The organism is Halalkalibacter akibai JCM 9157, from assembly GCF_000513135.1.
In the GTDB taxonomy this organism is placed as follows: Bacteria; Bacillota; Bacilli; order Bacillales; family Bacillaceae_D; genus Halalkalibacter; species Halalkalibacter akibai.
In genome coordinates this window covers 1-14,511 of sequence record NZ_BAUV01000068.1, presented here as the reverse complement: position 1 = coordinate 14,511, position 14,511 = coordinate 1, and the positions used below count along the sequence as shown (strand labels likewise).

Genomic DNA, 14,511 nt, shown 5'->3' with positions numbered 1-14,511 from the left:
CTTCATAGCACCGATGAAGACCTTTTCTCGCATTATTTGAAGCTCAAATGGGCTTCATAGCACCGATGAAGACCTTTTCTCGCTTTATCCGAAGTTCAAATGGGCTTCATCACGATGATGAAGCACTCAAAGCCAATAAAAAAGAGACAAAAATCAATATGATTTTTGTCTCTTTAGGTCGGTCCGTATTTAAACCTTGCCCTTTACGATAGATAGCTCTTACAAGAACATAGCTGCTAACCAACCAAAGATAAACAATGGAATGTTGAAATGTAAAAATGTTGGTACACATGTATCCCAAATATGGTTATGCTGCCCGTCAGCATTCAATCCTGCTGTCGGTCCTAACGTACTATCAGAAGCTGGTGCGCCGGCATCTCCTAAAGCCCCAGCTGTTCCAATTAACGCAATAATTGCTAAAGGTGAGAATCCAGCTGCTAAACCAATTGGCACAAATAAAGTGGCGATAATAGGGATCGTTGCAAACGAAGATCCAATGCCCATTGTAATAAATAAGCCAATTAGAAGCATGACTAGCGCGGCGGCGGCTTGGCTTTCGCCCACAATGAATGAAGTCTGAGTGACAAGTAGGTCGACATGACCTGTTGCACGAATGACTGCGGCAAAACCAGAAGCAGCTAGCATAACAAACGCGATAAATGCCATCATTTTCATGCCTTCTGTTACAACCTGATCAGCTTCTTTCCATTTTAAAGACCCGCTCATTAATAAAACGATCAGTCCCGTTAGTGCGGCGATAATCATGGAATCAGTAATCGTTTGAATGATTAACGTTGCAACAATAGAAATAATAGCTGCGATGACTGACCACGTCGTATATCCTTGTTTCTCCGACTGAGCTCCTATTATTTCTCGAGCTTCATACGTACGATTTTTTCGATATGTGATCAGAACCGCAATGAGTAATCCAACTACAAGCCCGAGCGTTGGCAAAGTCATTGCTTCTGGAATCATCGCAAGTTCTATAGTTAATCCGTTTTCCGCCATGTTATCGGCAATAATCCCATGAAAGATTGCACCAAATCCATAAGGTAAAAAGATATATGGAGCTGTTAAACCGAACGTTAAAATCGTTGCAATCGCCCTGCGATCGACTCCAAGTTCATTTAAGATTTTTAAAATTGGCGGAATCAGTATCGGAATAAAAGCAATATGAATCGGCACTACATTTTGTGAGAAACATGAAACAATAACTAGTAAAAAGAAAATTAAAGCTTTTGATAAACCTTTTTCCGAGAATCTCCACTACGACCTACTAATTTAATTACTCTTTCTACCATTAACTCTGGTAACCCTGTTCGAGCAATCGCAACAGCAAACGCCCCTAAAAGAGCATAACTTAAAGCAACAGAAGCACTTCCACCTAGACCATCACTAAAAGTTGAAATAGTCCCTTCAATGCCGAGTCCTCCTAGTAATCCTCCTACAATTGCACCAACCGCAAGTGCCAGCACAACATGTACACGAACTAAACTTAACACTAACATAACTACAACTGCAGCTAAAACTGCATTCATTAAAATCAACTCCAAATCCTTTATCCTATTAAATCGCTAATATATTAAAGCACTCAATTAAACTATCATTATATTAGGATAGTTGTCAACAGGAAAAAGCTTCATTGATTTCAAAGACCCTTAGTAACAGACTAAAATCTGTTACTAAGGGTCTTTGAATCAAAACGATTCTCACAAAATTTGCGGGTTAGCACTAGGGACATTTTCTATCTCATTCACTGGCATATCTATAAGATCATTATCCATGTACGAAACCAAATTTCCAGATTGATTATTAAAATAACCATTTACCATCCCTACAGCTGGTTTTCTATTTTGATGAGTATCCCAGTTTGCTTGATTGTTATGGCCAATGAATACTCCTCCATTTGAATTGATCTGCCCAATATTAACTGCTCCAAATAAATTATTAACTGCCAACTAAATCTCCTCCTAAGTTGTATCCACCGTTCTACTTCTTCACCTATAGCTTATCTTCAATAACCTATAAAACCTACCTATAATAACCTATTCAGATGAATGAACATGGTGATAAACGCACAGTTTGGATTTTTGGTGCATAAACTAAAAATGAGGTGATTGAAAATGAAAAAAGACTCCTACGTTATTTTTGAAAGCATTAACGTCAACATAATAGATACAAATTCAGGCATTTTTGTTGGAGAAAATATGCAAATAAATTGGAATTCAAATACGAAAAGCGTTTCTGGCATTAGTTTAAATGGAGAATCTAACTGGGCAGTCGGAAATGTGGATCTTATTGTGAAGTCTGACTTTTAATTAATTACTCTCTTTTTGATACTCAGCTATTATCATCTCTTTAATCCAATTAGGAATTTCATCGTTGTTCATTTTTTGCAGCTGCTCGAGGAATCCATTTTCATTATCTGTATCTGTCATATAAGACTTTATATCACTTGGTTCGTTATGATCACCAGTGATGTTACCGAAACCTTGAGTTTGCTTTTTAAAGCTTTCAAACCCCGTTGGAAAGTTGTTACCGATGTTAATGCACGAAGCTCCTTCCACCGTTCCAATTCGTATGGAGCCAATTAGGAAATTCGGGTTGAATGAAGTCACAATCGCCCTCCTATTTTTCTTTTATGTCTGGCTTAATGGTGAACGTATATCCTTTTTGATTTGGTTTAATGATCTGATCTGCTTGTTTTTTCTTAACTAGATGGTCCTTCTTAAATTTGACTTTATCTTTATCAAGTTGATCTTCTTGATTTACTCTAACACCTAAATTGTTGCCTAAATTAAGAGCTCCACTTAAATCCTTTATATCAAGTTTGTCTAAACTAAAAGTCAGATTTTCAAGTTTTAGATCATGTACATCTATTTTTTCAACATTGATATGGTAGATCGTTTCCTTCTCACTTAACGTTTCAATCAACTTTTCCAGTTTTTCCAATCTTTGAATGACCTGTTCTTCTTTCTTACTTCGAGAAAACCAATTAAGCCAACTCATAAAATTAGTAGTCAGTTGTCTTTTGGACTTTCTTATTGGAAAAAATGATATGTTGATTATTCGTTATCTGGTTACCGTCACCGACAATTGAACCGAAGCCTTCAGTTGTTTTTTTGATGGCTCTCCATTTTATTGGAGTGTTTTTTCCATTTAAGAGAGCAGAAGAATTTTCAATACTATCGACATAAATTTGATTAAACCTGATTCGGGCCATTTCAACTCCCCCATTCTATATATACTCTTACTACTATATGGGGTAACACAGTACATTTATGACCTTTTTAAAGGAGGAAATGATGGATAATAACTTTGACCCTGTTCGAGAGTATTTCACTAAAAATGGTAATAAAGATGAGGTTTTCTCTGGCATTGGCGATTATGTACGAAAAGTTCTTGCACAACATTTTCCTGAGTCTGACTTAACACAGCCCTCTTCAAGTGAGCAACATGTGAGAACCGCTCAACCTTACCAACAAACAAAACCTATTTTTACTCTACAAGAACAAATAATCGAACTTCACGGCTTTGTCATTGTTCAAATACCACTGGCTGAAGATCTATTAAACCATTTAATCATGGAAGCAAATACAACCCATCTTGTTCTTTATGGCTTGCCATCCGGAGAACAAAAGAAAATCAAGCTGCCGAGTTGTGTACGTTCAGATTCAGCTAAAGCCATATATAAGGAGCAGTTACTTGAAATTCGACTTCCCAAAATTCAAGATGACCACTATCACCAAATCGCAGTTAAACGAGGGTGAATCAAATCGCAGGCCTAAAAAAAGGGGTGCTAAGTAACATCTTAGCACCCCTTTTCCTTATTATTTATTGATGTGCAGCAATTTCTTGCTCGAGTAATTCTAGCATTTCACGACCTTCGTCCCCAACTACTTCATCACGGAAGAAGTCACGTACTGGTAGTGCCAATGTGCGGAATTCTTCACGCTCAGCCTCTGTTAACTCAATAACCTCAGTCGGATTATCTGTATCATTAATAATAGAGTCTAGTAAGCTTTCGTTCATTTCAGCTTGCATTTCAAATACACGTGGTTGCATTTCTTCTACCGTTTCATCAATGAGTGCACGAATATCTTCAGGCAAACCATTGTAAAAATCAGGGTTTACTGTCGTCATGGCAACATAGTTGTTATGGTTTGAAATGGTCATATGACTTTGTACTTCGTGGAAAGATGCGTCTTCAATAAAGAAAATTGGATTCTCTTGACCATCAACTACTCCACGATCTAGTGAAGTGTATAACTCAGACCAGGCTTAGAGGGGATGGATCTGCCCCATAAGCACGGTAAGATTCCATAATTAAAGGTGATTCTTGCGTACGCATTTTAAACCCTTGGAAGTCAGCTGGTGTTCTAAGCTCGTTGCTTCCTGTCCATTGCATCGCACCTTCTGTGAAGAAAGCAAGTGGTTTAATGTTGTGAGCTTCATACATACCAGCTAAATGTGTATGTAGGGCCTCACTAGTATTTAGAATTTCTTGAGTTTTTTCTTGATCATCTGGGAATAGGAATTGTAGAGCAAATACTTGACCTTCTGCTACCATTCCACCTGTAAATCCTGGTGAAACAATTGCAAATTCCACGATTCCGTCTTGAAGTTGCTCAACCTGATCCACCTCACTACCAAGTTGACCAAACTCAAATACGTCAATATTGATTTGACCATCTGATTTTTCATGCAGTAATTCTGCAAATTCAGCAGCATATTCATACTGAACTTGACCTTGTACTTCTTCCGTGACAAATTGCCAATTATAAGTTCCGTCCCCTCCTGCACCTTCACTACCACATGCGGCAAGTCCGAGTGACACTGCTCCTGCTAAAGCTAATGCTTTAAAACTTTTTTTCAAAAACATCAAATTCCCCCTGTTTATTTTTTTATTCTATTAGAAAGGTTTTCTCTTCTTTTAGCTATAATAGAAAGAGAGAGATTTCCTCAAATAGTATGATTAACACGGATGCTATCAGTAACATAATGATATATGGCGGTGTTCCTTTAATAACATCAAGATACGATTTATTAAAGACCGCACTTGCGGTAAATATATCGACTCCAAATGGTGGAGTAGCTGAACCGAGTGCTGCTTGAAAGACGATAACAACCCCTAAATGAATCGGATCGACTCCTGCTTGTATAGCAACTGGGTAAAAAATAGGTGTTAAAATTAAGATAACGACAATTGGATCCACAAACATACAACCGATAAAGAAGAAGATGGCTACAATTAGTAACACTTGTAATGCAGTTGGATCAGCTCCAAGTACTGCTTCTGAAAACATTTGTGGAATTCGAGCTCTTGAAATCAACCAAGAAAAAGCTTGACCGGCTGCAACTAAAATGAACACAGCTGACGTTACTAAACCTGTTGATAACGCAATCCTTGGAATATCAGGAATTTTAATCGTTCTAAATATAAACAACTCTAAAATTAAAGCATAGAGAACTGAAATCCCGGCCGCTTCTGTAGGACTAAAAATACCAAAGTAAATCCCACCAACAATAATAGCTGGAAACCCTAGTGGGAATAGAGCTCTAAGCGTTACTTGATAACGATCTTTCCATGATTGTTTTGGCGCTCTTGGAATGTTATAAATTTTGGCGTGAATCACACTGTATATTGCAAACATCGCAAAGATGAGCAGACCTGGACCAATTCCAGCAATAAATAAATCTCCTACTGAAACGCGCGGTGCAGCCAGAGCATAGATAATCATCCCGATACTTGGTGGGATTAGTAAAGCTATATCACTCGCATTAATAATTAACGCAATTGCACTTGAATCTTTATAACCAACTGATAGAAGCCTCTTACGCATTGGACCACCAATCGCTACAACAGTCGCTTGAGTCGAACCTGAAATGGATCCGAACAAGGTACAAGCTGCTGCCGTTGTAATAGCGTAACCGCCTCGTAAATGGCCGACAAACGCTCCAACAAAGTCTAATAGCCGTTTCGATGTTTTTCCTGTAGACATAATGTCTGCTGCAAAGATAAACAGCGGAACCGCTAGTAGAACATAGGAAGAGATTCCTTCCATCATTTGCTGAACAAGGAACATTGGATTTACATTCGGCATAAAGAAGAGCACTACAACAATCGATGCCGCGATCATCGGAATCATCATTGGAAATCCGAGGACGAGCAACACGATCATGACTGTTAACATCGTTGCTATCATTCTATTTCCTCGCAGTCTATTTTTTAGTTTGTTAGATTTGGTTAAGAGTAATCCTTTTTCTCTTGAGCCAAATACACTTCCTTCTCTTTTATGTTCACCCACATATTACGTAAAAATTGAATACCACCAAGAACGAAGCCAATTGGAACGAACATGGCAAATAGATATACAGGTACTTGCATGGCCGTTGTCACACGTCCCGATGCAACTAGCGACATAAAGTAATCAAAGGCAAAGACAGACATAACGAAGAGAACTACAGCGGTAAGAGCAGGAATAAAAATGGCAAGTGCTTTTCGGATTGGAAACGGTGCTAGGTCGTAAAATGCTGACATACTTATATGTCTACCTTTTCTTGCTGCATAGCTGATTCCCATAAATGTAGCTACAGTTACAGCAAACCTACTTACTTCCTGTGAGAAAGCCCAACTAGATCCCGTGATGGCGCGACTCAATACATTCCCTACAACCATAATGGCAATTAAAATGATCGAATAACTCAGAATATGTTCTTCGAGCTTCACCATCCAGCGGTCAATCAAACGCAACACGTTCAACTCATGATCTCCCCCTTCCTTTTTAAAAGTGGATAAACTACATAGTAACCATCATACTGGAAGATGTTTCCCATCTCAAACACGATATACAGCCTTAATATAGTCTGAAAACTCGAAATCTAGCCTAAGCCTAGCTAACATTCCGGAACTAGCGAAATCCTCCAAACAGCGCTCATATCTTCTGGAATGCTCGAGCCAAAAGGAAAAAGGCTTAATCCAGCGCGGGATTAAACCTTTTGTTTTTAAGCTTCTTTATTTATCGCAAATAACGCCAAAGTTCTCGCCATTGCACCTGTTCCACCAAGTGGTCCTAAGTCGGTTTCTTTTGACTGCCAAGCGGTTCCTGCCACATCTAGATGAACCCATGGTGTCTCTTCAGCAAATTCACCAATAAAAAGACCTGCTGTTATGCTTCCAGCTAAACGACCTGGTGCATTATTTAAATCTGCGACATCACTTGTGTAGAGCATTTTTTTGTACGGCTCATAATTAGGCAAACGCCAAATCCATTCACCCGTCTCGGCTGAAGCATATAACACATCTTCCATTAACTGTTCATTATTGGTTACTGCCCCTGTTGTACAATCTCCAAGTGCAATTAACACGGCACCGGTTAATGTCGCTACATCAATGAGTGACGTAGCTCCTAATTGTTTAGCATATGTTACCCCGTCGGCTAAAATTAACCGACCTTCTGCATCTGTATTGCGTACTTCGATTGTTTTTCCACTTAAGGAGCGAATCACATCTCCTGGTTTAAGTGCTGATCCATTCAACATATTTTCTGAAGACGGGATCACTGCTAGCACATTCACTTTTGGCTTTAATGCACCAATGATGTCCATTGCGCCTAAAACAGCTGCCGCTCCACCCATATCCATTTTCATCGTATGCATATTTTCACGTGGCTTAATGGAAATACCACCTGAATCAAACGTTAACCCTTTTCCTACAAAACCAATAAGCTCGTCCGACGTTTGATCGCCCATATACTTTAAGACAATCATCTTGGGTGGCTGATCACTTCCAGCTGCAACGGCAAGTAACGCTCCCATTCCTAGCTTCTCCATTTCTTCTTTTTCAAGTATTTCTACTTCAAAGCCGTGTAATTGCGCTAATTCTAACGCTTCTTCAGCAAGATCCGTTGGTGTCATTAAATTTCCTGGCACGTTAACAAGCTTCCTAGCTCGATTGGCGCCCATTCCGTATATGTATCCAACAGTTGCCGCTTCCTCGAGCAATTCCTTATTTTCTCCGTATAATGTCACTTCTTTAACTGTGACATCAACCTCGTTTGTTTTTTCTTTGTAATCCACTTTCTCATATAAACCTAGTGCTAAACCTTCTCCAGTTAAAACCGCAGCTTCTTCATCAAGCACAGCATCTGACGTGAACGTTTTTAAGATCACACCTAACTCTTTTACTTTATCAAGACGCACTTGTTTTCCAACCAAAGCCATTTTTTCACGCAATAGATCTGCTGTTAAATTCTGCTTTTCTCCTAGATTAACCACATATACAACTTCTGTTTGTATTTGACCGAGCGTATAAAGCTTTTCTAAACGGAACTTCCTTTTTGTTAGCTTTTGAATTTGATTATGTAAAAGTTCATTTACCTGTTTAATCTCTTGACTCGGTGGCTCATTTTGAAATACACCAACAACGACAGCATCGTGCACAGTTTCAGCTGTGAACGTATTTAAAACAGTAAACATTCCAATCACTCCTTTATAAATGTCTCAACTCTATTATACAATTTATTTCGAACAACGAATGATTTTTTTGCAATAAAATTCTCTTGCTTAACGAACACTAACAAAAAAGAAGCTAGATATATGATATAATGAATGACAATCTTAGTGTTGTTTTTAAGAAGTTTTAACTAACCTCTTAAAAGGTATAAAGGTTTATACTCGCTTGTTTAGAAAGGACGTTTTATCTACAATGGAAATCTTTCAAAATTTCCCGTTATGGGCTGCTTTGTTTGCGATAGGCTTTGCACAATTTGTTAAAGTCCCACTCGCTTATATTGCAACACGAAAACTAGAATGGTCTTTACTTACAAGTACAGGGGGAATGCCTAGTTCGCATTCTGCCGCTGTTACGGCTTTATCTACAGCGATTGCTCTAGAATTTGGTCTTGATTCCTCTGTTTTTGCCATTGCAGCTGTATTCGGGATTATTGTTATGTTTGACGCAACAGGTGTCAGACGCCATGCTGGATATCATGCAACTTATATTAACCAACTTGTAAGTGATTTTCATAAGTTAGTCGATGAAGTTAAATCTTGGCCTCAAAAAGAAGAAACAGAAAAACGTAAAGAATTAAAAGAATTGTTAGGCCATCAACCAATCGAAGTGTTCTTCGGGGCTCTTTTAGGTATTTTTCTGACGATAACTCTTCATGTAATTATTCACTAAATCTCTTTTAGAAAGGAGATTAATTGATGCGACTTATATCAATATGTCCAAGTAACACAGAACTTCTTGCCTATTTACAAGCAACAGATGATCTAGTCGGGATTGATGACTTTTCTGATTGGCCACTCTCTATTAAAAATCTTCCGAGACTCGGGCCAGATTTGTCTATTCGAATGGATGAGGTGGAGGCACTAGCACCAGATCTTGTCTTAGCTTCTCTAAGTGTACCTGGTATGGAGAAAAATGTAGCTGAACTCCAAAAAAGAGGCATTCCACATGTTGTTTACAATCCTAACTCGCTAAAAGAAATTATTGAAAACTTATTAGACCTCGGCAAACGTATTAACAAAGAAGTTGAAGCAGAAAAAACAGCTCAACTTTATCAAGACATCTTACATACGTATAAACAAAAAGCAAAAATGGTTGAAGCTGTTAGTCTCTATTGGGAGTGGTGGCCAAAACCCGTTTTCACGCCTGGAAAAACGAATTGGTTAACAGAAATTAGTCAACTTGCTGGTGGACGTAACGTCTATGATCATGTTGAACTGGCTAGTGTTCAAACCGATTGGGCTGATGTCTGCAAACAAGATCCTGATTATATTTGTTTAGCATGGGTTGGTATTCATACAGAAAAAGTGAAACCTGAATTACTATGGAAACGTCCTGATTGGCCTGATCTAAAAGCTCTTCAAGCAAACAAAGTACTCATACTTGAAGAAGAACTTTATTGCCGACCATCGCCGCGGCTATTGCTTGGTTTAAAAAAATTAGCAGCGATTCTCCATCCTGATATCATGCCTAATGATGATGGTATGGATCCATTACTTTTGAGTGAATAGAAAAGAGGATTATCCAAAGTTGTCATTTGACGTTTTGAGATAATCCTCTTTTCTTATCCATTATTAAGTTGATTTCGGAATACTTGTACCGCATCATTTTCGTTCATACTTTTTAACTCTTCTTCTGTCAGCTTGCCGTTACCTTTTTTAATTAAATAGACTTCAACTTGCTGCTTACCCCATTCATTAAACACTTCATTAATTGTATCATAATATAAATCAATTTTATTTCCTTTAATCGCAGAGCCAGTATCTGCTACAACTCCATAACCATACCCAGGGATAAATAACACACTTCCAATTGGATATACACTAGGATCTGCTGCTATCGTGGAGTAAAGGTCACGTTTAACTTGAACTCCAGAAAAAGTAATACCGTATGCTGGGTGATCCGGATTTTTCCCTGTAGACTCGTATCCTGCCGTATAGCCTGTAGCTACAACTGTTTGAGATGGATATTGTGACCAGTCTATGGCATCTTCTAATGCAACAGGCGCTGACTCAACTACATCCTGTGACATCGACTGTTCTTCTGTTTTCATTGCCGGTAAAGCTCTAGAACGTAAAGAAGTTCCTTTATAGGCATTATCTCTCGCAGTATAGATTTCTGGCTCTGAACTTGATTCCATATAATTTAACATCCATTGTTGTAATTCAGCTGCACTAACTCCCGAAAAAGTATTAAACGTTGTGAATAACGCGATCACAAACAAGCCGCTCATTATAAACCTACGACTAAATGTTTTCAAGATTACCACAAATTTCACTCCTCTCATGAAAACAGCATTTCCAGAGAGAAGGGAAATTATACAATTAAATTAATGGAAAATTTAAACAATCAGATTAATTACATCTACATAGACATTTATTTCGTTTTAAATTGCTTCATTTGTTCTTCAAGTTGTAAGCTTGTCTCTGCTATTTTTTCAATACTTTCAACAATTTCTTTTGTAGATTTTAGTTGTTCCGTACTTGAAGCCGAAATTTCTTCACTTCCGGCTGCCGTTTGTTCTGTTACCGCACTAATGCTTTCAACAATCTCTAAAACGTCTTTTACGTTTTCAGTAGAACCTTTTGTTGATTCATTTAAGTTATCAAGGAGTTTCGTCATGTTAGCCATTCCTGTTTCAATTGCATGGAACACAGTCTCTGTTTTTTTCATAATCTCGAATTGTTGACTCTGAATCGACTCGCCGTTTAAAACAGCTTCCTTCGCTTCGGCCATTTTACTTTCAATTGAATTCGTCATTGTGAAAATAGAACGAGTGGCCTCAGCAGACTGTTCTGCAAGTTTCCTCACTTCATCGGCTACAACAGCAAACCCTTTACCAGCTTCACCTGCCCTCGCTGCCTCAATAGCTGCATTTAACGCTAGTAAGTTCGTTTGTTCTGAAATACCAGCAACAAGCTCTGCCATTTTCTGAATCGACTGAACGTTTTCAGAAAGAGATTGCACAGAATAAGAAAGGAGCGAAGAAGCTTCTTTACTATTTTGAGAAAGCTCTCTTTGTTCTTCTACCGCCGCTTCGCCTTCTTTCACAGCAGTAGAGACTTTTTTGCCATAGTTATTAGCCTCTTCTACCGCCTTCACATTAGAATCAAACGCTTTTTCTAAAGACTCGACATGAACAACAGCTTCTTGCAGATTCTCAGACACTCTTGTCGTCCCCGCTGCCATTTCCTCAGTCGAGACCATCACTTGTTTACTTGTTTCAAATAAGTGAACTGTATCTTTTTTCACATTGCCACTGAAACTAGACATCTCCTCACTAGCTTGGCGTAAAGAGAAAATTAAGGATTGTAGTTGCTGTACCATTCTAACAAAAGATAAAGTTAGACTTCCTATCTCATCCTTCGTTTTTACTTCCATTTCTTCAACTACTAGGTTACCTGAAGCAACCTTCTCAGCTTGTTCGGCAATCTTTCTAATTGGTGCCGTAATTGTTTTTGTCGTCCAAAAACTAATAATTAAAGCCGCTACTAAAAGTAAAATGCTGCTTATAATTGTCGTTATAATTAACCGCTGCAAAGCTAGATTTGAATGTTCTGTTAGCGCCTCATAATAAGCCGTGGTTTCAAGATTTAATAAATGAAGATCATTCAATATCCCTAACGATCTAACAGATTGACGTAAAACTTCCGTACTATTTCTTTCTTCTAGTGCCGTTAATGCACCCGCTTCTAAAAGATTGTATTTCTCTTCAACTTGTTTAAATATAGGTTCGTTCACATCACCAGCTAGCGCATTTCCTAGTTCGTTCACCCGTTCTCTTATTTGACCAAGTTGACCAACTGCCGCATTACGGTTCATTTCTGTTTGATTATAGGCATAATTATTTAAACTTTGCTGACCCGTCACAACAGCAGCATCTAATCTTTGAACTCCAATTAATACATGAGCATACTCACGATTCGAAGATTGGATTGAAATCATACTCATAAGAATATACCCTACAAGCATTAAAGCTAAAACTAAGACAGCGATTGACTGTGATAAAAGCTTATGTTTTAATTTCATTTAATTACGCCCCCCGTCTTCCTCAACCTTTTGAGAGCCACTAACAATGTCCTCACTCCACTTACTTACTTCTTTTTGATAGCTTTCCTCATTTACAAGACGAAACGGCGCAAGTCCAACTCCAGCTTCTTGAAGTCCTAATTCTATGTTAGATTGATTCAATAAATCTCCTGATACAAAATCTATTACGACTTGATACACCGCTTCATCAATATACTTCATCATAGAAGTAATAACGGCTTTCTCTGCAATAAAGTATTGGTCAGAATCTACTCCAATTGCATAGATTTCCTGTGCTTGCGCTTCTGTTAAAACGCCGACTCCTGTTAATCCTGCTGCAGCATAAAGAACATCAGCTTCGTTATCAATCATATCTCTAGCAATCTCTTGACCTACTCCAACGCTACCAAAATCATTTGCATATTCAACTAGGACTTGATAGCTACTATCAACACTTTTAACACCTTGCTCAAAACCAGCTTTAAATTTATTGATTAACGGTACATCTGCCCCGCCGACAAAACCGACTACTCCCGAATCAGTTGCCAAACCGGCGGCAATACCAGCTAAGAAACTGCCCTCGTGCTCTTTAAAAGTTACTGAGATGACATTCGGTAACTCAGACCTATCATCGATTAAAACAAATTGCTGATCAGGATTTTGTTCAGCTTTTGCTTCTAAATCATCTTTCACCATAAACCCTAACCCGATAATGAGATCATGTTCACCATCTATTAATTCTTGTAATCCTTGCTCATAGCTTCCCATTTGCTCAAGCTCACGATAATCAAAAATAATTCCAAGTTCATCTCTAGCTTGAATTAAGCCTTGAAAAGCGGCATCACTGAATGACTGATCGCCAAGTCCGACGTCAGACAACATAATACCAATGCTTAATCTCTCTTGTTCTTCAACCACCAATTCCTGCTGGCAACCTGTGATTAAAGCTATAATCATCAATCCTAAAACGGCAATGAATTTATTCACTTTCTCATCTCCTCTTCACGCAAATTCTTGTGTTGTATAAATCGCATAGCTATTACATCGGAATTTTTTTGCTGTAGGTTAAGAGAATTAGTGAAGTTTATATATTACCAATTTTTTGTTTTTTTATAAAAGGCTCGAGCAGGAGTCAAGTGCCTTCCGCTCCATTCCACTTAGTTTTCACCAACAGTATATTTTCCTAGAAAAAAAATACTTATAAAATGACATAAAAAAAGCTAGGTTCCCCTAGCTTTTGCGTGAAGTATTTAAAACATTTGATATCCTCTGACTCTGAGCATCTTTATGACAATTCCTGCAATTATGGCTCCAACAAAACCAGAGCTTAAAACAAGGATGTCTACAAAATGTAGAGAAACTAAGTCAGCCAATAAAAACTGAAAGGAGGAAACTGGTGCCGTAAAATAATCAAAAAAGCCGACATCATCGACAATTAATATCACGATAATGGGATAAAAGAAAGCCATAACCCACGTTGAACGTAAAACCATATTTAAATAGAAAACCGATTCCAAAAAATAAAATTAAAAAAAGTACCATCGAAATTAATAATTGTGGTAAATTCACTTCTTGCACCCCCGTATTCTTATTAAGTTTACTTAACACGGGACTTTGAAGTCAACTTATTGTCATGACATCTTTGTGGCAATTTGAAAGAGTTTTTTGCTAAAGCCTTATTCTAAACATAAAAACAACCTAAAACCTTGACTAGGCTTTAGGTTAACATATTCTATCTTTTTATCGCTCTATTCATTAACTGAGCTTTTTTATGATTTTGTTTGGTGATTTTCACCATTCCCTTTACACTGATCGCATGTTTCACTGCCACCTAATAGAAGCTGGAAGTAACCTGTACCCTCACAATATGGACAAGTTTCAGCATGATTATGTTTATTTAATTGTCTCATTCTCTCCACCCCTTGACCATTTATTGTAATAAGAAGATATTATCAGAATTCTTAAAATAT

At 38.0% G+C, this 14,511-nt stretch carries 17 protein-coding genes and 2 pseudogenes; 4 read left to right on the top strand and 15 right to left on the bottom strand.

Features of this window, described 5'->3' with window-relative positions; genetic code table 11:
- Positions 1–219 precede the first annotated feature (219 nt).
- Positions 220–1,538: pseudogene (locus JCM9157_RS21135) on the bottom strand (Na+/H+ antiporter family protein).
- Positions 1,539–1,709: 171 nt separating this feature from the next.
- The gene (locus tag JCM9157_RS21130) at positions 1,710–1,958 is read right to left on the bottom strand and encodes a hypothetical protein (protein ID WP_035668064.1); all 249 of its coding nucleotides are present in this window, start codon (positions 1,956–1,958) and stop codon (positions 1,710–1,712) included.
- 165 nt (positions 1,959–2,123) lie between these two features.
- Between JCM9157_RS21130 and JCM9157_RS21125 the strand changes: the two genes are divergently transcribed.
- Positions 2,124–2,318, top strand: coding sequence for a hypothetical protein (locus JCM9157_RS21125; protein WP_035668062.1), 195 nt, complete (start codon positions 2,124–2,126; stop codon positions 2,316–2,318).
- On the opposite strand, the gene JCM9157_RS21120 is transcribed toward JCM9157_RS21125, so the two are convergent.
- The 3 genes from JCM9157_RS21120 to JCM9157_RS21110 all read right to left on the bottom strand — a co-directional run bounded on the left by JCM9157_RS21120 (position 2,319) and on the right by JCM9157_RS21110 (position 3,223).
- A complete protein-coding gene (locus JCM9157_RS21120; protein WP_035668060.1) occupies positions 2,319–2,618 on the bottom strand; it encodes a hypothetical protein in 300 nt (99 codons plus the stop codon).
- Positions 2,619–2,628: 10 nt separating this feature from the next.
- Entirely contained in the window at positions 2,629–2,952 is a 324-nt protein-coding gene (locus JCM9157_RS23665) for a hypothetical protein (protein WP_148296935.1), read from the bottom strand.
- 61 nt (positions 2,953–3,013) lie between these two features.
- Positions 3,014–3,223 (bottom strand): hypothetical protein, encoded by a 210-nt coding sequence (locus JCM9157_RS21110; protein WP_035668058.1) that lies wholly within the window; start codon positions 3,221–3,223, stop codon positions 3,014–3,016.
- Positions 3,224–3,305: 82 nt separating this feature from the next.
- Here JCM9157_RS21110 and JCM9157_RS21105 point away from each other — a divergent pair, with 82 nt between their 5' ends.
- Entirely contained in the window at positions 3,306–3,770 is a 465-nt protein-coding gene (locus JCM9157_RS21105; RefSeq protein WP_035668056.1) for an Hsp20/alpha crystallin family protein, read from the top strand.
- A gap of 64 nt (positions 3,771–3,834) precedes the next feature.
- Here JCM9157_RS21105 and JCM9157_RS26165 read toward each other — a convergent pair whose 3' ends face one another.
- From JCM9157_RS26165 to JCM9157_RS21085, 5 genes are all read right to left on the bottom strand, one after another.
- The gene (locus JCM9157_RS26165; protein ID WP_369384789.1) at positions 3,835–4,221 is read right to left on the bottom strand and encodes a type 2 periplasmic-binding domain-containing protein; all 387 of its coding nucleotides are present in this window, start codon (positions 4,219–4,221) and stop codon (positions 3,835–3,837) included.
- 49 nt (positions 4,222–4,270) lie between these two features.
- Positions 4,271–4,882 (bottom strand): TRAP transporter substrate-binding protein DctP, encoded by a 612-nt coding sequence (gene dctP / locus JCM9157_RS26160; protein ID WP_369384787.1) that lies wholly within the window; start codon positions 4,880–4,882, stop codon positions 4,271–4,273.
- A 55-nt stretch (positions 4,883–4,937) separates the two neighbouring features.
- Positions 4,938–6,206, bottom strand: coding sequence for a TRAP transporter large permease (locus JCM9157_RS21095; RefSeq protein ID WP_035668054.1), 1,269 nt, complete (start codon positions 6,204–6,206; stop codon positions 4,938–4,940).
- 41 nt (positions 6,207–6,247) lie between these two features.
- Positions 6,248–6,763: a TRAP transporter small permease gene (locus JCM9157_RS21090; RefSeq protein ID WP_035668050.1), complete on the bottom strand. Its 516-nt coding sequence runs from the start codon at positions 6,761–6,763 to the stop codon at positions 6,248–6,250.
- A 242-nt stretch (positions 6,764–7,005) separates the two neighbouring features.
- Entirely contained in the window at positions 7,006–8,478 is a 1,473-nt protein-coding gene (locus tag JCM9157_RS21085; RefSeq protein ID WP_035668047.1) for a leucyl aminopeptidase, read from the bottom strand.
- Positions 8,479–8,707: 229 nt separating this feature from the next.
- Here JCM9157_RS21085 and JCM9157_RS21080 point away from each other — a divergent pair, with 229 nt between their 5' ends.
- Both JCM9157_RS21080 and JCM9157_RS21075 read left to right on the top strand, forming a co-directional pair.
- Positions 8,708–9,184: a divergent PAP2 family protein gene (locus tag JCM9157_RS21080; protein WP_035668045.1), complete on the top strand. Its 477-nt coding sequence runs from the start codon at positions 8,708–8,710 to the stop codon at positions 9,182–9,184.
- 26 nt (positions 9,185–9,210) lie between these two features.
- The gene (locus JCM9157_RS21075) at positions 9,211–10,023 is read left to right on the top strand and encodes a cobalamin-binding protein (protein ID WP_035668043.1); all 813 of its coding nucleotides are present in this window, start codon (positions 9,211–9,213) and stop codon (positions 10,021–10,023) included.
- 53 nt (positions 10,024–10,076) lie between these two features.
- On the opposite strand, the gene spsC is transcribed toward JCM9157_RS21075, so the two are convergent.
- The 5 genes and pseudogenes from spsC to JCM9157_RS24760 all read right to left on the bottom strand — a co-directional run bounded on the left by spsC (position 10,077) and on the right by JCM9157_RS24760 (position 14,451).
- The gene (gene spsC / locus JCM9157_RS21070; protein ID WP_035668041.1) at positions 10,077–10,799 is read right to left on the bottom strand and encodes a stationary phase survival protein SpsC; all 723 of its coding nucleotides are present in this window, start codon (positions 10,797–10,799) and stop codon (positions 10,077–10,079) included.
- A gap of 89 nt (positions 10,800–10,888) precedes the next feature.
- Positions 10,889–12,541 (bottom strand): methyl-accepting chemotaxis protein, encoded by a 1,653-nt coding sequence (locus JCM9157_RS21065; RefSeq protein WP_035668039.1) that lies wholly within the window; start codon positions 12,539–12,541, stop codon positions 10,889–10,891.
- Positions 12,542–13,528, bottom strand: a complete 987-nt coding sequence (locus JCM9157_RS21060) for a BMP family lipoprotein (RefSeq protein WP_235715067.1) — start codon at positions 13,526–13,528, stop codon at positions 12,542–12,544.
- A 263-nt stretch (positions 13,529–13,791) separates the two neighbouring features.
- Positions 13,792–14,110, bottom strand: a pseudogene (locus tag JCM9157_RS21055) (YuiB family protein).
- A gap of 200 nt (positions 14,111–14,310) precedes the next feature.
- Positions 14,311–14,451, bottom strand: coding sequence for a YuiA family protein (locus JCM9157_RS24760; protein WP_035668037.1), 141 nt, complete (start codon positions 14,449–14,451; stop codon positions 14,311–14,313).
- Positions 14,452–14,511: the final 60 nt, after the last annotated feature.